This is a genomic window from Peribacillus sp. NPDC096448, assembly GCF_044762675.1.
Classification (GTDB): Bacteria; Bacillota; Bacilli; order Bacillales; family DSM-1321; genus Peribacillus; species Peribacillus frigoritolerans_B.
Genome location: NZ_JBIWEU010000001.1, coordinates 504,301 through 527,121, shown reverse-complemented (window position 1 = coordinate 527,121; position 22,821 = coordinate 504,301). Strand labels below are relative to the sequence as shown.

The following is a 22,821-nucleotide window of genomic DNA, read 5'->3' as shown; positions in this document are numbered from 1 at the left end:
AGTTTAAGCCAAGTGCCTCTTTTTCATTCGGTTGCCGGTCAGCTTGGGTAATCCCTTGAAGGAATGCTTCAACAATAAATAGCGCTCCATTTCCTTCATGAGCTGCAGTAATGCGGCCCTGGATTCGAACTCTTCCCGTGTCTGCGGCAGTGCCATTCCCCTAAAATGAATCTCCATTTCTTCAAGCTTCTTCAGATAAAGGATCGCCGTATTTTGTGGGTGGACGTTTTCTGCCAAATCTTCTATAAACTCAGCCACTATCCCGCTTTGCTTGACGACCAACGGAATATTCGTGACAAGGGGAAGAATTCGTTCAATTATTTCAAATTGCTTTTCACGCATTTTGAAATAATGGTAATACAGGTCTTCTTCCCTTAAAAAATGATTTTCCACGTCCCTGAAGGCAAGGCTTTTGGCTTGGTTAAGAAGATTGGCTGTTTCGGTGATTTCCTTACCATCCCATGTGTGATCATTATCCCTCAAATAGCGGACAATTCCCATCAAGATCGCACTGAAGTTCGTTTCGATGCTTTCCTGATAGGCCAGCAGTTTGTCATCGACACTGGGCATGTACAGATTCATGACAAGCGCCACTCCAACCCCAACTGCAATTAATATCGTTTCATTGATCAGCAGGGAAAAAGTGATGTCACCCGCCCCGTATAGGTGCATGATGATGACGCTGCTCGTCACGATCCCCTCATTAATCTTCAAGGCAACTGTCGTTGGAATGAAAATCAAGAGAATCAAACCTATTATCAGCGGATGAAATGCGATGAACTGAAATAATAGGGATGCATAGGCCATTGCGATCAAACAAGCTAAAAACCGGTGCCAGGAGGCATACACCGACTTCTTTTTTGTAACTTGGATGCATAAGATCGCAATGATTCCCGCAGCAGAGAAATATTCGAGATTAAGCATTTGTGCAATAATAATTGCCAGGGTGGCCCCCAAAGCAGTTTTAATCGTCCTGTATCCGATTTTAAACATTGTTATGTATCACCTGGCTCTTTCTCTATCTATTATAATACTATCAGGAATTCAGATATTTTTACAGTCCTTTACGAGTTAAATTTCCAATTTTTCTAAATACATGTACGCAAAAATACATTATAGGAAAAAAATAAAAAAGGTAACTAAACGTTACCTTTTTTTCACAATTATATACTATTTGCTTTAGCTTATAAAACTTTTTCCAAGAAGTCTTTTGCACGCTGGCTTTTCGGATTGGAAAAGAACTCTTCCGGAGCACTTTCCTCAACGAGCAGACCACCGTCCAGGAATAGTACTCGATCAGCCACTTCTTTGGCAAATCCCATTTCATGCGTTACGATCAGCATGGTCATCCCCGTATGTGCCAGTGATTTCATGACCTCGAGCACTTCTTTTACCATCTCGGGATCAAGCGCCGAAGTCGGCTCATCGAAAAGCATTACTTCCGGGTTCATTGCCAATGCCCGTGCAATCGCAACCCTTTGTTTTTGTCCGCCAGACAGACGATTCGGATAAGTCGACTCTTTATCGGCCAAACCGACTTTAGTCAAGAGCTCACGAGCTTGTTTTACAGCCTCGGCCTTTGATAATTTTTTCACCTTCATAGGTGCATATATCAGATTCTCCAGTACGGTTTTATGTGGAAATAAATGGAAATGTTGAAATACCATTCCGACATTTTCACGCACTTTCATGATATTGGTCTTTTTTTCAGTGATGATTTGATCTTTAAACCTGATTTGACCATCAGTTGGAGTTTCAAGCATATTGATGCAGCGCAAGAAAGTTGATTTTCCCGAACCGGATGGACCGATGATCGCTACCACTTCACCCTGTCCGATCTCGGTGCTGATTCCTTTTAAAACCTCGAGCTTACCATAATTTTTTTTGAGTCCATCAATTTTAATCACTGCGTCTCATTCTCCTTTCAATCACTTTGCCTAAGATGGTGAGAATCATGACCATCACATAATAAATGAGACCGGCAAATAAAATCGGCTCGAAGAATTTATATGTCTCACCGCCGACAATATAAGAACGGCGCATGATATCCCCTAATCCAATAATTGTGACAACGGCCGATTCCTTCGTTAAGGAAATCAATTCGTTAACAAGGGATGGCAAGATATTCTTGATGGCCTGCGGAAGGATAATATTAAGCATCATCCCTGAATAGGGAACCCCAAGTGCAAGTGCAGCCTCTCGTTGGCCTTTATCGACCGCTAAAATGCCTCCCCTGATAATTTCAGAGATGTATGCCGCTGAATTTAGCCCGAATGCTAAAAACGCTGCTTGGAACGCTTCGATTTGAATCCCTAATATTTGTGGTGAACCAAAATAAATCAGCATTAATTGCAGTACCAAAGGGGTACCGCGAAAAATGGATGTATAAAAGTCAGCAATCCAATTCAATGGCTTGATTCTGCTGATTTTAAGTATAGATAATAATATTCCCAAAACAAATCCGATTACTGCCGCTACCGCTACAACCTTTAATGTAGTCGGTATTCCCTCCAGGATATATGGAAGGGAAGGCATAATCCTTTCAAATTCCAGATTCACTCCATTCATCCTCTCTTATGAAGGCCGTTATCTTAAGGCCTTCCTCCTGCTTCATTTCATTAACAATAAAGCGCGGAAAAACGTTCAGAAGGCATATACCAAATCTCTTCTGAACGCTTTTCGTCTCTCTGCATTATTCAGTTTCACTGCCACCGAACCATTTTAATATTAATTTTTCCATTTCACCATTCTCTAACATTTTTTTCAACTCGGCATTGAATTCTTCAGTTAACTTGCTTCCTTTTTGGAAAGCGATTGCCGAACCGGCATCTTGTTCACCTGACTCGATCAAATGCCCCACCAATTCTTTATTATCTTTCAAGTAGCCTTTTGCCACAGTATCTTCCATGATCACGGCGTCAAAACGTCCTGTTGACATTTCTTGAACAACCTCAGGAATACGATTCCTTTTTTCAACTTTCATCCCGATATCTTGGGATTTATTCAAGTCATTTGCCAATGTCTCCTGAATGGATGCAAGCTGTACGCCAACCGTTTTCCCTTTTAAATCTTCAACAGTTTTGATTTTACTGTCTTTTGTCGTGATGATCATGTTTTTAGCTGTATAGTAAATATCACTGAAATCGACTGATTGCTCACGTTTTTCTGTTGGAGTCATTCCGGAGATAACGAAATCGACCGATTTATTTTCCAGAGCAGGCACAAGACTATTAAAGTCAATATCCTTCACTTGGACCTCATAACCTAATTTTTTTCCGATTGCTTTAGCGATATCAATGTCAAATCCTATGATTTCATCACTTTTAGATGTTTCAACATATTCAAATGGCGGATAATCCGCAGATGTTCCCATTACCAGGACCTTTTTGTCTTCTTTGTCAGCTGTGTTCTTATCTTCTTTCTCTGATGTTCCGCATGCCGCTAAAATACCTACTAATAAAACAGAAGTAAGCAACAATGCTAACTGCTTTTTCAACTTCATTATTATTCCTCCAAAATGATATTTTCAATTCTCTTGTTATTAAATTAGGTTAGTTAAATTTCGAATAACTAATATTCATACACTAATGTGTATTTTAACACACTCTAATAATTATTCAATAAAGTAAATAATAGATTAATTTTTCAGAATATTATTATAATTTTACATCTGGCTTCACTCTTTTCTCCAAAGGGAATATATCGGCTTCCCTATCTATCTTCTTTCCCAAAAGTTCCTGACTTATGCAATTTCATGAATAAAAAAACGCCGATTTGGCGGGTTCAGTCTGTATACAAATTCAAAGACAAGCCAGTTTTCATATGTGTTACTATTGATTCCAGAAATCCGCTCCCTTTCCGCCGACTGTCTGCCAAGCCTCCTCAGCGCAAGAGCCTGTGGGGTCTCGGCTAGCCAGTTACTCGGCAGGAGTGTCGCAAATTTCTTCCTTTCATTAAGCCATTAGGGATTACTGAAAAAACATGAAGGATCACCTAGTCTTGTTTTAAAATCATGTTCGGGATGAGACCATTCCGAACCTCTTTTTGCCGACAACCTAAAAAAACCCGCCGGTTGGGCGGGTTTTTAGGTTGTCACTATGGCTTAAACTTCTTCGCAATATTGATCGAAGTAGTCTTGTAATTTTTCTACTACAGACATCGGGTGGTGCCCTTCAATTTCATGGCGCTCTATCATGGTGATGATTTTTCCATCCTTCAGCAATGCAAATGATGGGGATGACGGCGGATATCCTTCGAAATAATCACGGGCTTTCTCCGTCGCCTCTTTATCCTGCCCAGCAAAAACGGTTACAAGCTGATCTGGGCGTTTATCATTATGGATTGCATGAGCAGCTGCAGGTCTAGCTATTCCCCCAGCGCAGCCACAAACGGAGTTTACCATAACAAGTGTCGTTCCTTTTTGTGCAAATACTTCCTCTACTTCTTCGGGAGTGGTCAATTCTGTATATCCAGCAGTCTTTATCTCATCGCGAGCCTGTTTGACTACGTCGTTCATTAAAAAATTAAAATCCATATTCATGGCATTTGCTCCTTCCAAGTTTTCTCTTCAATCCTATCATAACAATTGCCTCTTCGTGATTCAATAAATTTACCTGTTAAAACCACATAATCCGTTCCGTACAGGTTTAAAACGAAAAGGGAGCGGGAATTATATGTGTAACAACAAGACTTACAAAAGGATGGGGCAGGCGTGGGAGAGAATCCATGCCTGCCCCATCTCATTTCTTTTTTAATTTGACTTAAATGTTTCGGTAAAAGATTGAAAGGCCTGCTTAACGGCAGCAGTGACCGTTTTATTCCCTGACATCACTTGATTCTCTAGTATAGGGAGGAGACTCTTGACGGTTTCATTTTTATAAAACATTGTTTTAAGCTGGTGATCGATCAATGAATAAAGCCATTCCCTAGATTGCATTCTTCTCCGTTCTTGAAAAACACCCGATTCCTTGGTCATATGGGAAAATTCATTCAATACATCCCAAAGCTCAGGAATTCCTTTACCGGTTATAGCGGAACAAGTATATGCCTTTCCTGCCCACCCCTTTGTTGCTGGCTGAAGGAAGTGCAAGATTCTGCTATATTCGGATTTTGTCCTAATCGCCAGCGGGATGTTCTCGCCGTCGGCCTTATTGACAACAATTCCGTCCACAAGTTCCAGAATCCCTTTTTTCATCCCTTGCAATTCATCTCCGGCACCCGTTAGGACAAGAAGCATGAAGAAGTCGACCATACTTCGGACTATAGCTTCACTCTGACCGACCCCGACAGTTTCTATTAGGATCACATCAAATCCTGCCGCTTCACAAAGCAACATCGTTTCCCTCGTTTTGCGGTGAACTCCGCCTAGAGTGCCTTCGGATGGTGAGGGTCTTATGAAGGCATCGGGGTTTCTAGCCAGTTCCTCCATCCTTGTCTTATCGCCCAGTATACTCCCGCCATTGATCGAAGAACTTGGATCGACGGCTAGAACAGCAACCTTATGGCCCCTGTCACATAAGTAGGTACCGAACGTCTCGATGAAGGTACTTTTCCCGGCACCGGGCACTCCGGAAATCCCGATGCGCAAGGAGTTCCCTGTATGAGGAAGGATGGCATGCAATAATTCCTGTGCATGATCTAAGTGGTGGGATGCATTGCTTTCAATCAATGTAATCCCTTTAGCTAGCTTGGCCCTGTCCCCTTTTATGATTCCCTCTTTAAGTTCATGTACCGGTATGTTTACATTATGTTTTTTGACGAATTTGCTTTTTGTTGGTTTGTTTTGGCTGGCTGCTAATTCCACACCTGGCTTTAATGAAGAAGCAAAACCTTCCTGATTGTTAAGATCGACCCATTCCGGCTTCTTGTCTTCACTCATTATTGGGCCACTTCCTCATATCCGAGGCGATTGTATATTTCCTGAAGCACTTTCTTTGCTGCCTGCGGTATGACCGTACCAGGTCCAAAAATGGCTGTAGCGCCATTTTCCATTAGGTAATCATAATCCTGTGCAGGGATGACGCCTCCTACGATCACTATGATGTCCTCACGGCCCAAGTTCTTCAGTTCCGTCATAAGCTGCGGCAACAATGTTTTATGGCCGGCAGCAAGCGAACTCATTCCGACTACATGCACATCATTTTCCACGGCCTGGATGGCGGTTTCTTTCGGTGTTTGGAATAATGGACCGATATCGACATCATAGCCTAAATCCGCAAACCCCGTTCCGACTACTTTAGCTCCACGATCATGACCGTCCTGACCCATTTTAGCCATTAACAAACGCGGTCTTCTTCCTTCATTTTCAAGGAACTCTTCCGTCATGCGGACAACTTCCTCAATTTCCGCTTCTTTTGAGTATGCCGAGCTATATACGCCGCTGATAGAACGGATCGTTGCTTTGTGACGTCCAGCCACCTCTTCGATCGCATCGGAGATTTCACCTAATGAAGCCCGAACTCTTGCAGCTTGCACAGCCAGTTCAAGAAGGTTACCTTCGCCAGTTCTGGCAGCCATTGAAAGTGCTTGAAGAGCTTCATCCACCTTTGCCTGATCACGTTTCGCTTTTAATTCGCTCAAACGCTTAAGCTGACTTTTGCGAACTGCTGTATTATCAATCTCCAGTATTTCAATCGGATCTTCTTTTTTCAAACGATACTTATTGACGCCTACGATCGTTTCATCTTGAGAATCGATTTTAGCCTGACGCTTTGCAGCGGCTTCCTCGATCCTCATTTTTGGAAGGCCTGTTTCAATCGCCTTCGCCATTCCTCCCAGGCCTTCGATTTCTTCTATGTGAGCCCAAGCCCGTTCGATTAATTCATTAGTGAGCGATTCTACATAGTATGAACCCGCCCATGGATCGATTACTTTTGTGATCCCGGTTTCCTCCTGCAAATATAGCTGGGTATTACGTGCTATGCGCGCCGAGAAATCCGTTGGCAGGGCAATGGCCTCATCCAATGCGTTCGTATGCAGGGACTGTGTATGTCCAAGTGCAGCCGCATGCGCTTCAATAAGGGTCCTTGCTACATTGTTAAACGGATCCTGCTCGGAGAGACTCCAGCCGGAGGTTTGGGAATGAGTCCTCAATGCCATCGCTTTATTATTTTTCGGTTCGAATTGTTTCATCAGTTTTGACCAAATGAAACGAGCCGCCCGCATTTTCGCCACTTCCATGAAATAGTTCATTCCTACTGCCCAGAAGAATGATAAGCGTGGTGCAAATTTATCGATATCCATACCTGCTTTCATTCCGGTACGTGCATACTCAAGCCCATCCGCCAACGTATAGGCAAGTTCAATATCAGCCGGCGCCCCCGCTTCTTGCAGATGATAACCGGAGATGGAAATGGAATTGAACTTGGGCATATATTTGGATGTATACTCAAATATATCAGCTATGATTTTCATGGACATTTCAGGCGGGTAAATATACGTATTCCGAACCATGTATTCTTTTAGGATGTCATTTTGAATCGTGCCTGAAAGCTTATCCTGTGTTACACCTTGTTCTTCAGCTGTCACGATATAAAATGCAAGGATGGGTAATACAGCGCCGTTCATCGTCATTGACACGGACATCTGATCAAGCGGAATGCCTTCGAACAGGATTTTCATGTCGAGAATGGAATCAATGGCAACTCCCGCCTTACCCACATCACCGATAACGCGTGGATGATCGGAGTCATAACCGCGGTGTGTAGCTAAATCAAAAGCAACTGAGAGCCCTTTTTGCCCCATCGCCAGATTACGTCTGTAAAACGCATTGGATTCCTCGGCAGTCGAAAAACCTGCATACTGACGTATCGTCCAAGGACGATTGACATACATCGAAGGATAAGGCCCCCTTGTAAAAGGAGCGATGCCTGGCACACTTTCCATATGCTCCAGGTCGCGAATATCTTCCTCAACATAAAGCGGTTTGATTTTTATTTGTTCATTGGTTTCAAACAGAAGATCCTCAATGTTTTTCCCAACTGCTTTTTCGGCTTCCTTTTTCCATGCTTCCACTGTACCTTCCATCTTAGACTTAGCAGGATTTATAGCAGAAAAATCCGGTTTTTTCATTTCAGTTCACCCCTAGCTTCGACAATAATTCCAGTAAAATGGATATTGTATTCGTTTTAACATGGATAAAATCTTTGACCCCGACTTCTCTTAGTGTAATTTCCAATTCTTCTTGCTGCTTACCGGCACTATAAATAGTGATGTCAGGGAGTTGCTTTTTAATTTCTTTAATGATGATTGGCGCTAATTCCGAATAGTCACCATCACTGCCGCAAACACAATAGATTGGGAGCTTGGTCGCAGCTACATAATCGATTGCTTCCTCAACGGTTTGACATCCCTTACTGCCGATTGTTTCAATACCGCCTGCTGCCACAAGACTTTTAATGAAATCTGCACGAGGTTTATAGGATTTGAGATTTTTCAAATTAATTAAACCGATAGCTAGAGCCGTTCCACTTAGTTCTTTAAACTTTTCACTGCGCAGCCTTATCTGTTCGAACTGAATCGATACCCGATCCAAGTCAAGTGGGGTAATGCCGACCGGCTTCTCAACTTTCATATATGACACATGGTTATCCTTTGTCGTGGTTTTAATCTTATCAGCGGGATTCGGATATACATTCGTTCCGATGATGCTTTCTTTTCTGAAAGCCGCATTTTGAACTCTTCCTTGGTGAACTTCAGCTATTTCTTTCTGAAGGGTGCCTTGTTTAATTAGCTCTAGAATCCCTCCAGCTGCTTCGATTTCAAGGAATTTTGCCCAAGCCTTTTCAGCCAATTCATCCGTTAGTTGCTCAACATACCATGAACCGCCAGCAGGATCGACCACTGTTGTGATATTTGTTTCTTCTTTTAAAATCAAGTGAGTATTACGGGCAATTCTTTCTGAAAACTCATCGGTTTCACCAGTTGCGTGTGTGAATGGATGGATTTGAAGATATTGAATGCCTCCAATAGCTGCAGCGAATGCTTGGTTCGTGGTCCGAAGAATATTGACGTGCTGATCATATAGCGTTTCTGTCAACTCGGAAGTAACGGCATGTATCGCCATTTTAAAATGGTCCGATGCTGTATCGAAAGCTTCTGCAAGACCTGCCCAAAGCCTTCTGGCAGCCCGCAGTTTAGCGATGGACATGAAGTAATTCGAATCCACAGCAAAAGAGAATACTATTTTTTCGGAAACCGAAGCAATAGAAAGCCCTTTCTTTTGCCCTTCCAATAGATATTGGACGGCTGCCGATAATCCGTAGGCTATTTCCTGTACGGCATTGGCTCCTCCATTATGGTAGACTGCCGTATTAACCAAAACTGTTTTTAAATCACTGCCTACCTTCTGATAATCCTGGATCGTCTTCAGCCAGTCTGCAAAATAGTCATCCGTATCTTCTGGCAGCTGACCGCAAATGAGCCATTCTGCAATGGGATCTTCAGCAATAACGCCTGTCAATTGGGTATTTTGTGCTTCGGCAACAGCTTTGAATTGAGGGAATAATCCTTTTTGTTTCCCCTTAAGGTCAATGAAAACCGGTATTTCTTTTAATGGTATATCCTTAAACAATTTTTCAGCCCTTGCTCCATCGGAAAGCAATCGTGCAGGGTATGCCACAACATTTTGACCGCGCTTGAATGAAGCCTTCATCTTTTCATTTGCTTCTTCAGCCGTGATACCGCTTACAGGTTGAACGACAAGCCAAGGTTTTTCATGATATCCCGTTGGGGACGTTCCTCGGGTGAAGGGGAAGAATCCTGGTAATTCAGCTACTTTTTCCCTTGATTCCGCCTTTTCTGTATAGAGTGGATTTAAAGTGATGCCCTCATATGTATTCGATTTTAGCTTTTCTACACTTTTCCCTTTTAAACTTGTTTCCGCAGCTTCTTTCCACTCTTCAAAAGAAGGCTTAGGAAAGGTTATGTTTTTTACATCTTTCAGTTCCATCTGTAATCGCTTTCTTATCTTCTGCCGCCTCATACGCCCTGTTCCTTCATTGGGAGAACGAACGCTCAGTCAGTTTTGGATAAGAAAACCACCCTCCCGTCAATTTGATCTGGATTATACTAACATTCTACCATAATTTTCTTGAATTTTAAGACAATAGAAATTAGCAAATCTGTTATTAGGGAAACCACTAGCCTATTTTACTCTTTATAAATCAAGTACAGCCCCAGTTCTGTATTAGAACAGCTCTTAATAAAATAATAGCAAAAATAAAATTTTTGTCGATGTTTTTCTACGGAAAAGTGAAGTACAAAAAAGAAAAGGAAGGACCTTCCGGCCTTCCTTTTCTTCATTTTAGTATATGGGAGTGTTATCTTTGGAAATCTTTTCGATGATTTCTTTAACCCTCGCGAGGAATCGACCGCATACGAGTCCGTCCAAAACACGATGATCAAGTGATAAACAGAGATTCACCATATCCCGTACTGCAATCATGTCATTTATGACCACTGGGCGTTTTACAATCGTTTCAACTTGTAAAATGGCCGCCTGTGGATGATTGATGATTCCCATGGACTGGACAGATCCGAATGAGCCAGTGTTATTAACAGTGAACGTACCACCTTGCATATCCTCTGCTTTTAACTTACCTGACTTCACTTTTGATGCAAGTTCCTGTATTTCCCTTGCTATACCTTTTATTGATTTTTCATCTGCATTTTTAATGACCGGTACAAATAAGGCATCCTCAGTCGCAACGGCTATCGATATATTGATTTCTTTCTTTTGTATGATTTTTTCGCCGGCCCACATCGAATTCAGCTCTGGGAATTCCGTAAGGGCTTGAGCAACCGCTTTAACGAAAAAGGCAAAGTACGTTAAATTATAGCCTTCTTTTTGTTTAAAATCGGTTTTTAGATTATCACGCAACTTCACCATATTGCTTGCGTCAACTTCCACCATCGTCCAAGCATGGGGAATTTCGTGCTTACTTTTCAACATATTGGATGCAATTGCCTTACGGATGCCTGTAACCGGTATTTCCTTGTCACCAGCCGCAGTCGGCACGTTAGTTACTGGACTAGTTTGACGATTGACTTGAGGGGCGACCACTTCAGGGGCCGAATCGGATATTGTGGAAGGCTCATCCGCCTTAGGAAGATTCCCTGATTCAACAAGTTTCAGTAAATCTTTACGGGTGATCCGTCCCTCATTCCCCGTTCCTTTAACTTTTGAAAGATCGATTCCATGCTCCTGGGAAAGTTTTAACACAGCTGGCGAATAGCGAGCTTTCCTTGATGTTTCGGCCGCTTGCTGCGTAACAGGTGCAGCAACATTTTCCTCACTATGAGAAACTTGCCCAGCATTTTCGTTATCCGTCTTTGCCGTTTCAACTTCAATCGAGCAGATGACTTCCCCGACTGCCAATGTTTGATTCTCATCCGCTTTCAATTCCTTGATGATGCCGGTGAAGGAAGAAGGAACCTCAGCATTTACTTTATCCGTCATCACTTCAGCTAGCGGATCATATTTCGTGACATGATCCCCAGGCTTCACAAGCCATTTACTGATGGTTCCCTCTGTGACACTTTCGCCTAGTTGAGGCATCTTCATTAATTCCATAGCCATAATTCGTTCCTCCTTCTTAACAGTCATTAATACTCGGCCAATTCCCTCATTGCTTTTTCCACTTTATCAGGATTCACCATAAATTGTTTTTCCATCGTAGGCGCATAAGGCATGGCAGGTACATCAGGCCCGGCCAATCGTTTTACAGGGGCATCCAAATCAAAAAGGCAATGCTCGGCAATTATGGCTGCGACCTCACTCATGATGCTTCCTTCTTTATTATCTTCCGTAACGAGTAATACTTTCCCCGTTTTAGAAGCTGCTTCTATGATGGCATCCTTATCCAAAGGGTACACGGTACGCAAGTCAAGAACATGTGCAGAAATTCCATCTGCAGCTAATTTTTCAGCTGCCTGAAGGGCAAAATGCACACAAAGGCCATAGGAGATGACAGTAATGTCTTCCCCGTCCCTTTTCACATCTGCCTTGCCGATTGGAAGTACATAATCTTCAGTGGGTACCTCACCCTTGATCAAGCGGTATGCGCGTTTATGTTCAAAGAAAAGCACTGGGTCTTCATCGCGAATGGCAGCTTTAAGCAAACCCTTTACATCATACGGAGTGGAAGGCATCACGATTTTCAAGCCCGGCTGATTGGCAAAGATCGCTTCAACCGATTGCGAATGATAAAGAGCTCCATGAATCCCTCCTCCATATGGAGCACGGATTACCATAGGACAGCTCCAGTCATTATTGGAACGGTATCTGATTTTGGCTGCCTCTGAAACGATTTGGTTAATGGCAGGCATGATGAAATCAGCAAATTGCATCTCAGCTATCGGCCGAAGCCCATACATGGCGGCTCCAATTCCAACTCCTGCAATTGCAGATTCTGCAAGCGGGGTATCGATGACCCTGTCTTCACCGAATTGGTCGTATAAACCATTAGTGGCTTTAAAGACCCCACCTTTTTTTCCTACATCCTCTCCCAATACGAATACACGGGAATCTCGTTCCATCTCTTCCCTCATTGCCATTGTCACGGCATCTATATAAGAAATCACTGGCATTCTATTACCCCCTTACTTTTGTGCATACACATGATTCATAGCACTTTCAGCCTTTGGATATGGAGCATTTTCAGCATAATCGGTTGCTTCGTTGACTATCTTCATTACTTCATCATTCATTTGTTTCTCAAGGTCGTCATCCATGATTCCCACTTCTTTTAAATAGGCTCCAAATGTCTTTATGGAATCCTTCGTTTTGGCTTCGGCCACTTCGTCTGCCGTTCGGTAGCTTCGGTCATCATCATCACTTGAATGAGGTGTGAGCCTGTATGAAACGGTTTCTACCAGTGTAGGGCCTTCTCCCCTTCGTGCACGGTCAGCCGCTTCTTTCACCGCTGCATACACTGCCAATGGATCATTGCCATCCACCGTTATGCCAGGCATCCCATAGCCAATCGCCCTGTCGGAAACATTTTCACACGCTAGCTGTTTCGAAATAGGAACGGAAATCGCATATTTATTATTTTCACACATGAAAATGACCGGTAGCTTATGCACACCTGCAAAGTTGGCCCCTTCATGAAAATCGCCCTGATTGGATGAACCTTCCCCAAACGTTACGAATGTCACCAAATCCTTACCTTCCATCTTCCCTGCAAGGGCAATTCCAACTGCATGCGGGACCTGTGTCGTTACAGGCGATGAACCAGTGACGATCCTATTTTTCTTTTGACCAAAATGACCAGGCATTTGGCGCCCGCCGGAATTGGGATCTTCCTCTTTCGCGAAACCAGAAAGCATCAAGTCTTTTGCGGTCATTCCGAAGGTAAGCACCACACCGACATCCCGATAATAAGGCAGTACATAATCCTTTTCCCGATCAAGTGCAAAAGCAGCTCCAACCTGTGCAGCTTCTTGCCCCTGGCAGGAAATCACGAAGGGAATTTTCCCGGATCGGTTTAAAAGCCACATGCGCTCATCAATTCTGCGGGACAAAAGCATTGTCCGGTACATATCTAAAACCGTTTCCTCATTTAAGCCTAATTGTTCATGACGTTTTTCTACCATCATAAAACCTCCTGACCTTATTCTTTATGAATGAATGGCACGTCCATCGACAGCAAGGGCCGCCTCTCCGATTGCTTCGGATAGACTTGGGTGCGGATGAATTGTCTTGCCTATCTCCCAAGGTGTCGCATCAAGCACTTTTGCAAGTCCAGCTTCTGAAATCATATCCGTAACATGTGGTCCGATCATATGAACGCCCAGTATATCATCCGTTTTCTTATCGGCGATGATTTTGACAAAACCATCCGCTTCCCCGAAGACAAGGGCCTTACCAACTGCACGGAATGGGAATTTCCCAATTTTAAGGTCATAGCCTTCCTCGTTTGCCTGATCTTCCGTCAAACCGACACTTGCAGCTTCAGGGCTTGAATACACACACTTTGAAATGAGCGAATAATCCAGCGGTTCCGGCTTTTGGCCTGCGATATGTTCAACGGCCGTAATACCTTCATGGGAGGCAACATGAGCCAATTGCAGACCGCCGATACAGTCACCGATCGCATAGATATGTGATTCCTTCGTTTGGAAGAAGTCATTGGTTTCAATAAAACCTTTTTCTTTCACAATTTCCGTATTTTCAAGGCCGATCCCTTCAAGATTTGCTGATCTGCCTACGGAAACCAGCATTTTTTCAGCTGTGAATTCCTCTACCGAACCTTTGACTTCAGCAGAAATGGATACTGAAACATCCGTTTTCAGGGTTTCAGGCAATACCTTGGCACCCGTAACGAACTTGACGCCTTTTTTCGTTAGGAGACGAAGCATTTCACTGGAAATATCATGGTCCTCAGTCGGGATGATTCTATCTGCATATTCCAGAACTGTCACTTCCACACCAAAATCATTGAGCATCGATGCCCATTCAATGCCGATAACTCCACCGCCTACAATCATCATTGATTTTGGCAAGCTCTCAAGCTTTAGAGCTTCATCCGATGTAAGCACCAATTCCCCATCAATCGCCAAACCGGGCAGTGTCTTCGGACGTGAACCTGTAGCAATAATGACATTCTGGGGAATGAGCATTTCATTTTCACTGCCATTATTCATTTCCACGGAAATTGTCCCAGGCATCGGTGAAAATATAGAAGGACCAAGTATACGTCCTAACCCTTCATAAACCGTTATCTTTCCTTGTTTCATCAGGTGCTGAACACCTTTATAGAGTTGATCGACCACTTTATTCTTTCTTTCCTGCACTTTAAGGAAATCTACCTTTACATCCCCGGTAACAATACCGAATTCCTCACTTTTCACTGCAGTCTGATAAACTTCCGCACTCCTTAAAAGTGCTTTCGAAGGGATACAGCCTTTATGTAGACACGTTCCGCCGAGCTTGCCTTTCTCCACGACAGCCGTTTTCAATCCTAATTGAGCAGCCCTTATTGCCGCCACATACCCGCCTGTTCCTCCTCCGAGGATAACGAGGTCAAATTCTTCAGCCAAAACCACTCCTCCTCACAAATACATACTATTAGTCACCATTTTTACTTGTCCTATGTTTATTACGTTATCCATGTTTAAAATTCCTGTGTTTATTTAAAAAAACACAGGAATCTATATCTTGTAATACTACATTCATTTTCTTCCATTCAAGATATGTTTTTCATTTTGCAGGAATTGGCTCCTTGAATTCCTCATGCGGGCAATGCGCTCCTCTGCCATCCTATCCGCTGCTTTATAAGTAGGGATTTGATCACGTTTTGCAATCTCGATGACTCGTTCAATTGTATCATAAACAGTTTCCACTTTCTTAAGGGCTCTTTCCCGATTATACCCTAGAAGCTCATCGGCCACGTTTATGACTCCACCTGCATTAATTACATAATCAGGAGCATATATAATACCTTTTTCATGAATTTGATCGCCATGAACAGGTTCCTTTAATTGATTATTGGCAGCACCAGCAATGACCTTTGCCCTGATTTGATTGATTGTTTGATCATTTATGACAGCCCCTAATGCACAAGGTGCATAGATATCACAATCGACTCCATAAATTTCATCTGGATTCACTGCAGTCGCCCCAAAGGATTCAACCGCACGAGCCACACTCTCTTTATTGATATCCGTAACGATGAGCTTGGCGCCCTCCTCATGAAGATGACGGCATAAGTTATAAGAAACATTCCCGACACCTTGGACTGCAACCACCTTGCCTTCTAAAGAATCAGTTCCGAATGCCTCTTTTGCAGCAGCCTTCATACCCCGGTATACTCCATATGCCGTTACTGGGGAAGGGTTACCCGAAGAACCGAATGCAGGGGAAATCCCAGTGACAAAATCCGTCTCCTCATGAATGAGATCCATATCCTCAACCGTTGTACCTACATCTTCAGCTGTTATATAACGGCCATTCAGCCCTTGGATATACCTACCGAATGCACGGAACATTTCTTCATTTTTATCCTTACGCGGATCACCGATGATGACGGTTTTCCCCCCGCCTAAATTCAAGCCGGCAGCTGCGTTCTTATATGTCATTCCTCTCGAAAGCCTTAAGGCATCTTCAATGGCTTCTTCTTCGGATGCATACGTCCACATCCTTGTGCCTCCAAGCGCAGGACCTAATGTTGTATCATGAATGGCAATTATCGCTTTCAAACCCGATTGTTTATCCTGACAGAATAGCAGTTGCTCGTAATCATATTTCTCAAGATATTTAAAAATTTCCATAAAGGAATCCTCCCTAGATGTTTTAATGCATGTGGAGATATGAAGACACTAAATTTCTCCTCATTCTTACTTGTTCCTACGTTCATTTTAAATAAAATCCGCTACTCACATGATATTTTCCCCATGGGGAATGGTTCCCTTGAAAAACCCATGCACCTTTAAATATGCAAATAACATGCCAATAAAATACATAATGAGAGCCTTTTTATCCAAAAAAAGGACATGCTGGTTAATATGTTGGGCAACTATAGCCTATAACAAATTTAAAAAAATTTCATGTTAGAAGTGGAGTCTCGCTTAAATTAAAATAAATCAGAAAATTCTGTGCAGTTTTTTTCACAGCGCGCAAATAATTGCATGCAAAAATTTTCACAGTTTTAGTTTTTCCATTTTGTAATATAGATTTCTAACTGAAATCCCCAGCGCTTTTGCCGTAAGTGTTTTATTTCCCTTGTGGGTTTGGAACGCTTGCTGAATGATTTCGGCTTCATACTGATCTATTATCTCCGATAGCGGTTTCCCCGATACGTAGCCGGATGGCTTCATTAATAATTTCTCTTGATTTATTGGAATCTCTTCGATAAAATCCGGAATATGATGGATATCAATGATCGTCTCGTTCAATTTCATGAAAATGATTGCCCGTCCTAAGATATTTTCCAGTTCCCTCACATTGCCTGGCCAGTTGTAGATTTGCATCTTATGTATAGCTGCGGCGGTAATTCCCTCAATGCTCCGTCCATACTCCTGATTGATTTTATTAATCAAATGCTCCGCCAATTCTTTCAAATCTTCTTTTCTCTTTCTTAATGGAGCAATGAAAATAGGCATGCGGTTCAGCCTGAAATATAAGTCTTCCCTGAAGGATCCGTTTGCGATGGCCTGTTCAAGATTGATATTCGTAGCGGCTATGACCCGGACATTGATGGGAATCGGCTTCGTTCCCCCCACTCTGATGATTTCCTTTTCTTGCAAAACCCGAAGTAATTTAGCTTGGATGTTGGCTGGTAATTCACCAATTTCGTCCAAAAAGATACTCCCTTGATTTGCCTCTTCAAAAAAACCGACCTTTCCTCCCCTGCTTGCCCCTGTAAAGGCTCCCTCATCATAACCGAACAGTTCACTTTCAAGTAATGATTCCGAGATGGCCGCACAATTTACCCGAACGAATTTATTGAACTTCCTATCGCTCGCATTATGGATGGCATGTGCAAATAACTCTTTACCAGTCCCTGATTCCCCTCTTAATAAGACAGTAGCAGGTGTTCTTGCCGATAATTTCGCCTGTTCAATGGGAAGCTTCATCTCTTCGGAAGCCCCAATTATATCATCAAAGGAATATTTAGCCTGCAATGTACGGATGATCTGCCTTGCCCGATTAAGTTCGTGGGTCAAGGCTTGAATTTCCGATACATCATGAATGACGCCAACACTTCCTTTCAGGCACCCATCCACAATGATTGGAGCAACATTCACGATCACTTCCTTATGTTTCGGGCCGACACGCATATTGACACCACGAACAGGCTTTTTTGTCTGAAGCACTTTCATATGCATACTTTCACCTTCGTAAATATCGATGGAAGCCGGCTTACCGATCACTTGGGTCTTTGTTAAGCCAGTGATTCTTGTATATGCCGGATTGATCAAAAGACCCCTTCCTTGATCATCCACAACAGATATGGCTTCCTCACTTGATTGAATGATTGCCTGGAGCATGGTCTGTATCTCTTTTAAATCAGTGATCTGCTCCGCCAATTGTACAGCTTCCGTTTTATTCCTAAACACGGAAAAAGCCCCTATGATTTCCTTTTCGGCATTCACCAGAGGTATCCTTGTCGTTATGAGTTCCATCCCATTGCTAAGGGTGATTTCCTGATTCACTTCTTTTTGGTTCGTTTGCATCACTCTCAGCAATCCTGTTGAAGGGATGAATTCTTTGATATGTCTGCCCAACACATCCTCGCGCTTTGTGTCAGATGCACGTTCCGCACTATCATTGAACATGATGATGAATCCTTCATGGTCAATCACCACCATCCCTTCACTGGTCGTATTAAGGATCAAGTCCATTTTTGCCGAGGTATTCTCCAATTTACTTATTAAACGGTTTTTCTCTTCAAACAACTTAGTCATAATGAGGGCGACACTTCCAGGTATGAGAATCGTTTGTTCGCCCATGTCCCTTTTTATCTTTTTATAGACAGAAGGGTCACCGGTCGTATCAAAAATGATGTCCAAATCCCACTCCAATCCCATGCTCCAATTAGTCACAGTAGGAATCCTTCGTTCCTTCGCAGCAAGCATCCCTTCAGCGGATTCATTCGTATCAGCCATACAAACAATGGAGAATACTTCACTTTCGGATAGGAGTTTCAACACGGTTGTCCCTCCCACTCCTCCCCCTACTATCATGACCTTTTGCATCAGCCATCCCCCTTAAGATATAATTATCCCTTTTAATAGATCATTCCCTGCAATTTTTTTCATACTCCACACCATTTTACCATATCGGCCCCCTTTAAAAACAGCCATCACCTCCCAGTCATTATCTGGATTCCCGATACTTGACAAATAATTTATATCCTTTATCATTTTTTAAAGACGGAATTTTCGGAAGGGATTTGACCGCATGAAACGTTTAATCGCTTTTTTGATTCTTTTTATACCCGGTGCCTTTGCTGCCTATGGCATAAAAATAATGAGGGACATGGTGTTCGGTATTTTACAACCTCCCTATCCGGTCCTTTGGCTGCAATTTTTAATAGGATTGCTCATTACGATTGGCGGAATAGCCTTTATCGCCGGCTTCGTCCTTCATCGAGATCGAAAACAAAATAAGGTCCAAAGCAGGTTCAATAAATTTTAAACGTAAAAAGAAGGTGCCATGTATCGTTTGGCACCTTCTTTCTTTATCTTGATTTCAATCTTTCTCTGACCCGTACGGCTGCTTCGGGGAAATCGGTTATGATGCCGCTGCACCCCAATTTGAATAACCGCTTCATCTGGGCTTCTTCATTAATGGTATAGGGCCGTACAGGAACACCCATACTCACGGATGCTTGAATTAGTGCATCAGGGGCAGCCCGGATATTTGGGTGTATTGCACTTCCGCCTATTGCCTTGGCATATATCCACGGCATGTACAGGCCATCCCTATATAGCGGTGCCGTTTCCAATTCAGGTGCCAATTGATGGCAATTGACCAAACTGTAATGATTGAAAGAAGAAAGGATTATCCTTTCCTCCATTTCGTAAGTACGGATGAGCCGGATGACTTTCTCTTCTAAGCCTGGATACAGAAAAACCGTATTTTTCAATTCAATATTGCAAAAAAGCTGATTATCGTTAAGCCAAATAAATAGCTCTTCAAGCGTGGGAATCTTTTCTTTACCCAAATTACCCTTATGGGTTGCTGACGCATTAAGGGTTTTCAACTCCATCAAGGTCCGGTCTTTTACATACCCCGAGGCATTCGTGGTCCGATCGAGCTTTTCATCGTGGATGATGACCACTTCTCCATCTTTCGAGAGCTGGACATCCGTTTCAATTCCGTCCGCCCCGACACGGGCAGCTTCCTTGAACGCCGACATCGTATTTTCCGGATGTGTTCCTGCAGAGCCTCGATGTGCAAAGATTAAGGTCATGATGAAACGCCGCCTCTCCCAAAAATTGTTATACCTCAATTTTATGAACAGAAACAGCAAATTATTTTCATCTAGATCAATACTTTAATCAAAATGCAGGTGGTTATTTTCTGCGTAGTCACTTAATTTCTTTTCCAAGCTAATTTGTGCCGCTTTTTCAACCAAACAAAAACGCCTTTTATTTATGGGATTTGCTGCAAAATCCAATAAATAAAAGGCGTTTAATTTTTTTAACCGGCGTAAAAAGATTTGAAGTTGCCGATTAGAAAAAATCACGAAGCAACTTCTTCCTGTCCTTTACCTCCAGACGGAGAGTTCCTATTTATATTTAGCGGCTCTGGCCTTTATAAGGTCAATTGTACCCTGAGTCTTAACAACCGGTGTTTCCCCTACCCCTGTCAAGAAGCTTTATGTTCGAGGCGCAGCTTATCGGCAACCATGGCAATGAATTCGGAATTTGTAGGTTTTGCCTTTGTCATGCTTACGGTATATCCGAAAAGAGAGGATATGGATTCTATATTTCCACGGCTCCAGGCCACTTCAATCGCATGCCGGATAGCACGTTCAACACGGCTGGCCGTAGTATTGTATTTTTTTGCGATATCCGGATATAAAACTTTGGTGATCGAACCCAATAGTTCAATATCATTATATACCATGGATATGGCTTCCCTTAAATACAAATAGCCCTTAATATGTGCAGGCACTCCAATCTCGTGAATGATGCTTGTGATGCTTGCATCAAGGTTCTTCGGCTTGGATTCATTTTGGGGACGATAGCTAAATTGACTATGATTTTTTAAAACCGCCTGCCCTTTACCGCTTACCTGACGTATGTGATTGGCCAGATTTTCCATATCAAATGGTTTCAGGATAAAGTAAGACGCACCCAAATCAACTGCTTTTTTCGTTACATCTTCTTGACCAAATGCAGTAAGCATAATCACATTAGGCATGGCACCCCGTTTTACTTCACGAAGTTTTTCAAGTACACCTAACCCATCTAAATGAGGCATGATAATATCGAGGATCAATATATCCGGATCAACGCTTTCAAGCATTCCCAGGCAATCTTGACCGTTATGTGCCACCCCAATCACTTCCATGTCTTCCTGTGCAGAAATGTATTCTTCCAGAAGGCCAACAAGTTCTCTATTATCATCTACAACGCACACCTTAATTTTTTTCACGCTTGATTTCCTCCTCAACTACAATTGGTCTTTTTTTCTATATGACTAAATTCTATTGTAATTGAACTTTTCGACAATGGAAACTAAATTCCTTTTATTTTTGAAAAAATATAAGGAATTCAATATTATTCTCCGGATATCTCTTGTTTTCGACTTCGTTTGCTATTCGAATAAACCGTTTGTCGAAAAATCTTCATATCGTTTTCATTTTATCACATCGTTTCAAAAAAACCTCTATTTTTTGAAGAAATCAAAATTAATTCTCCCCAAAACTCAGCTAATCATAAATTTCCATTAAAAAGGGGCATCCAAAAGGATACCCGGTTTCTTAGCTTGCCTTTTCATAATTATCTTTGTCGTATATATTTATACCGGCTTCGTTTAACATCCATTCGATATGGACTCCATACCCACTTGTAGGATCATTAACGAATACATGGGTGACTGCACCGATTAATTTCCCATTTTGTATGATGGGACTGCCGCTCATACCTTGAACGATCCCACCCGTTTTTTGAAGCAATTCTTTATCCGTCACTTTTAAGACCATTCCTTTGATTGCAGGAAACTTCTGTGGTATGGAACTGACAATTTCGACATCGAATTCCTCCACTTCAGAACCATCCACCACTGTAAGGATTTTTGCTGGTCCTTCCTTTACCTCATGGGAAAGGGTGATGGGGAGCGGATTGTCGTTAATTCCATTTTTAAAATCTTGATTTAATTTCCCAAAAATGCCAAAGGGACTATTGCGATTGATATTTCCTATTTTTTCTTTATTGGAAGAAAAGCGTGCCAATTTTTCTCCCGGATCACCATTGCTTCCTTTTTCGATGGATGTGACCGTCGATTGAACGATCTGTCCGTCCTTAACAACAATCGGCTTTTTTGTATCCATATCGGATATGACATGTCCCAATGCCCCATATTTTTTTGAATCCGGGTGATAAAACGTCATCGTTCCGATGCCAGCTGCCGAATCACGGATATACAAACCCAATTTGTAGGTTCCTTCATTCTTATCTTTTAGAGGTAATAAGGTACTATGAAGCACTTCATTATCACGGTTAATGACAAGATTCAACGCCTCACCCTTTTCGCCTGCCTGCTGAACAAAAGGGGTTACATCCCCCATCTTCTTTATCGTCTGACCATTGATTTCTGTAATAATATCACCGATTTCAATTTTTGCTTTTTCTCCCGGTGATTTTTTCCCCTGCGCCGTATCAATAAGATGATGACCTACTACGAGCACCCCAAGAGTATTAAGCTTTACTCCAATGGATTGGCCTCCAGGCATGACTCTAAAGTCTTTTAACACCCTGATGTCGACCTTTTTAGCAGGCAAGCCTGCTACATCGAGTAACACTTCATTCGTACCTGGTTTCTCAGCACCAAGCGTAATCGAAGCTTGTTCATCATGAAGGGAAATTCCATCACTGGATCCCGAAGTTTTTGCAGAAACAGGCAATAATTTGGAAATACTATATTGACTTCCTTCAAATAGTACAAGATGATTTGGAATTAAAAAATATTCACGAGATGGCTGGTATAACCCTAATGTTAATAGCGAAACAAGGAGAATTCCACCGATGATCCTGTTTATCCATGTAAATTTCAATCCATTCACTCTCCTCGCTCTCTGAAACTTTATGGCTACACCTTTAATTTAGCCCTCATGACAGTCATTTATAACAGGTGCAAAAAATAAA

General features: G+C 42.4%; 19 protein-coding genes. 1 reads left to right on the top strand and 18 read right to left on the bottom strand.

The window, feature by feature from the left end; translation table 11 throughout:
* Positions 1–3: 3 nt before the first annotated feature.
* The 14 genes from ACIQ0C_RS02500 to ACIQ0C_RS02435 form a co-directional block, all read right to left on the bottom strand.
* Complete coding sequence (locus ACIQ0C_RS02500) at positions 4–993, bottom strand: aromatic acid exporter family protein (RefSeq protein ID WP_402834978.1); 990 nt, start codon at positions 991–993, stop codon at positions 4–6.
* A 191-nt stretch (positions 994–1,184) separates the two neighbouring features.
* Entirely contained in the window at positions 1,185–1,907 is a 723-nt protein-coding gene (locus ACIQ0C_RS02495; RefSeq protein WP_402834979.1) for an amino acid ABC transporter ATP-binding protein, read from the bottom strand.
* A complete protein-coding gene (locus ACIQ0C_RS02490; protein WP_402834980.1) occupies positions 1,900–2,559 on the bottom strand; it encodes an amino acid ABC transporter permease in 660 nt (219 codons plus the stop codon). The genes ACIQ0C_RS02495 and ACIQ0C_RS02490 overlap by 8 nt, the downstream gene beginning before the upstream one ends.
* A gap of 133 nt (positions 2,560–2,692) precedes the next feature.
* Positions 2,693–3,496: a transporter substrate-binding domain-containing protein gene (locus ACIQ0C_RS02485; protein WP_483878358.1), complete on the bottom strand. Its 804-nt coding sequence runs from the start codon at positions 3,494–3,496 to the stop codon at positions 2,693–2,695.
* Positions 3,497–4,102: 606 nt separating this feature from the next.
* Positions 4,103–4,540 carry a BrxA/BrxB family bacilliredoxin gene (locus tag ACIQ0C_RS02480; protein WP_034308239.1) on the bottom strand — a complete coding sequence of 146 codons (438 nt, stop codon included), beginning with the start codon at positions 4,538–4,540 and terminating at the stop codon, positions 4,103–4,105.
* 210 nt (positions 4,541–4,750) lie between these two features.
* Positions 4,751–5,878: a methylmalonyl Co-A mutase-associated GTPase MeaB gene (gene meaB, locus ACIQ0C_RS02475; protein WP_403056563.1), complete on the bottom strand. Its 1,128-nt coding sequence runs from the start codon at positions 5,876–5,878 to the stop codon at positions 4,751–4,753.
* Positions 5,878–8,025, bottom strand: a complete 2,148-nt coding sequence (scpA, locus tag ACIQ0C_RS02470) for a methylmalonyl-CoA mutase (RefSeq protein WP_403057103.1) — start codon at positions 8,023–8,025, stop codon at positions 5,878–5,880. The genes meaB and scpA overlap by 1 nt, the downstream gene beginning before the upstream one ends.
* Before the next feature lie 46 nt (positions 8,026–8,071).
* On the bottom strand, positions 8,072–9,982 hold the full coding sequence (locus ACIQ0C_RS02465; protein ID WP_403056560.1) for a methylmalonyl-CoA mutase family protein: 1,911 nt from the start codon (positions 9,980–9,982) through the stop codon (positions 8,072–8,074).
* A gap of 321 nt (positions 9,983–10,303) precedes the next feature.
* Entirely contained in the window at positions 10,304–11,578 is a 1,275-nt protein-coding gene (locus ACIQ0C_RS02460; protein WP_403056557.1) for a dihydrolipoamide acetyltransferase family protein, read from the bottom strand.
* Between the two features lie 26 nt (positions 11,579–11,604).
* Positions 11,605–12,588, bottom strand: a complete 984-nt coding sequence (locus tag ACIQ0C_RS02455) for an alpha-ketoacid dehydrogenase subunit beta (RefSeq protein WP_403056554.1) — start codon at positions 12,586–12,588, stop codon at positions 11,605–11,607.
* A gap of 12 nt (positions 12,589–12,600) precedes the next feature.
* Positions 12,601–13,596, bottom strand: coding sequence for a thiamine pyrophosphate-dependent dehydrogenase E1 component subunit alpha (locus ACIQ0C_RS02450; protein ID WP_403057100.1), 996 nt, complete (start codon positions 13,594–13,596; stop codon positions 12,601–12,603).
* A gap of 24 nt (positions 13,597–13,620) precedes the next feature.
* Positions 13,621–15,042 (bottom strand): dihydrolipoyl dehydrogenase, encoded by a 1,422-nt coding sequence (gene lpdA / locus ACIQ0C_RS02445; RefSeq protein WP_403056551.1) that lies wholly within the window; start codon positions 15,040–15,042, stop codon positions 13,621–13,623.
* Positions 15,043–15,174: 132 nt separating this feature from the next.
* The gene (gene bcd, locus ACIQ0C_RS02440; RefSeq protein WP_402834987.1) at positions 15,175–16,272 is read right to left on the bottom strand and encodes a branched-chain amino acid dehydrogenase; all 1,098 of its coding nucleotides are present in this window, start codon (positions 16,270–16,272) and stop codon (positions 15,175–15,177) included.
* A 369-nt stretch (positions 16,273–16,641) separates the two neighbouring features.
* A complete protein-coding gene (locus tag ACIQ0C_RS02435; RefSeq protein ID WP_403056548.1) occupies positions 16,642–18,699 on the bottom strand; it encodes a sigma 54-interacting transcriptional regulator in 2,058 nt (685 codons plus the stop codon).
* A gap of 205 nt (positions 18,700–18,904) precedes the next feature.
* Between ACIQ0C_RS02435 and ACIQ0C_RS02430 the strand changes: the two genes are divergently transcribed.
* A complete protein-coding gene (locus ACIQ0C_RS02430) occupies positions 18,905–19,141 on the top strand; it encodes a DUF2627 domain-containing protein (RefSeq protein ID WP_101222519.1) in 237 nt (78 codons plus the stop codon).
* 43 nt (positions 19,142–19,184) lie between these two features.
* Here ACIQ0C_RS02430 and ACIQ0C_RS02425 read toward each other — a convergent pair whose 3' ends face one another.
* The 4 genes from ACIQ0C_RS02425 to spoIVB all read right to left on the bottom strand — a co-directional run bounded on the left by ACIQ0C_RS02425 (position 19,185) and on the right by spoIVB (position 22,730).
* Positions 19,185–19,919: a glycerophosphodiester phosphodiesterase gene (locus ACIQ0C_RS02425; protein WP_402834989.1), complete on the bottom strand. Its 735-nt coding sequence runs from the start codon at positions 19,917–19,919 to the stop codon at positions 19,185–19,187.
* A gap of 84 nt (positions 19,920–20,003) precedes the next feature.
* Positions 20,004–20,195: a hypothetical protein gene (locus ACIQ0C_RS02420; RefSeq protein WP_403056545.1), complete on the bottom strand. Its 192-nt coding sequence runs from the start codon at positions 20,193–20,195 to the stop codon at positions 20,004–20,006.
* A 122-nt stretch (positions 20,196–20,317) separates the two neighbouring features.
* Positions 20,318–21,109: a sporulation transcription factor Spo0A gene (gene spo0A, locus ACIQ0C_RS02415; RefSeq protein WP_034308269.1), complete on the bottom strand. Its 792-nt coding sequence runs from the start codon at positions 21,107–21,109 to the stop codon at positions 20,318–20,320.
* A 328-nt stretch (positions 21,110–21,437) separates the two neighbouring features.
* Complete coding sequence (gene spoIVB, locus ACIQ0C_RS02410) at positions 21,438–22,730, bottom strand: SpoIVB peptidase (protein WP_403056542.1); 1,293 nt, start codon at positions 22,728–22,730, stop codon at positions 21,438–21,440.
* Positions 22,731–22,821: the final 91 nt, after the last annotated feature.

Coding starts and splice junctions, on each gene's coding strand:
- ACIQ0C_RS02500 (WP_402834978.1), bottom strand. CDS start 993: ATGTTTAAAATCGGATACAGGACGATTAAAACTGCTTTGGGGGCCACC.
- ACIQ0C_RS02480 (WP_034308239.1), bottom strand. CDS start 4,540: ATGAATATGGATTTTAATTTTTTAATGAACGACGTAGTCAAACAGGCT.
- meaB (WP_403056563.1), bottom strand. CDS start 5,878: ATGAGTGAAGACAAGAAGCCGGAATGGGTCGATCTTAACAATCAGGAA.
- scpA (WP_403057103.1), bottom strand. CDS start 8,025: ATGGAAGGTACAGTGGAAGCATGGAAAAAGGAAGCCGAAAAAGCAGTT.
- ACIQ0C_RS02465 (WP_403056560.1), bottom strand. CDS start 9,982: ATGAGGCGGCAGAAGATAAGAAAGCGATTACAGATGGAACTGAAAGAT.
- ACIQ0C_RS02460 (WP_403056557.1), bottom strand. CDS start 11,578: ATGGCTATGGAATTAATGAAGATGCCTCAACTAGGCGAAAGTGTCACA.
- ACIQ0C_RS02455 (WP_403056554.1), bottom strand. CDS start 12,588: ATGCCAGTGATTTCTTATATAGATGCCGTGACAATGGCAATGAGGGAA.
- ACIQ0C_RS02450 (WP_403057100.1), bottom strand. CDS start 13,596: ATGGTAGAAAAACGTCATGAACAATTAGGCTTAAATGAGGAAACGGTT.
- bcd (WP_402834987.1), bottom strand. CDS start 16,272: ATGGAAATTTTTAAATATCTTGAGAAATATGATTACGAGCAACTGCTA.
- ACIQ0C_RS02435 (WP_403056548.1), bottom strand. CDS start 18,699: ATGCAAAAGGTCATGATAGTAGGGGGAGGAGTGGGAGGGACAACCGTG.
- ACIQ0C_RS02430 (WP_101222519.1), top strand. CDS start 18,905: ATGAAACGTTTAATCGCTTTTTTGATTCTTTTTATACCCGGTGCCTTT.
- ACIQ0C_RS02425 (WP_402834989.1), bottom strand. CDS start 19,919: ATGACCTTAATCTTTGCACATCGAGGCTCTGCAGGAACACATCCGGAA.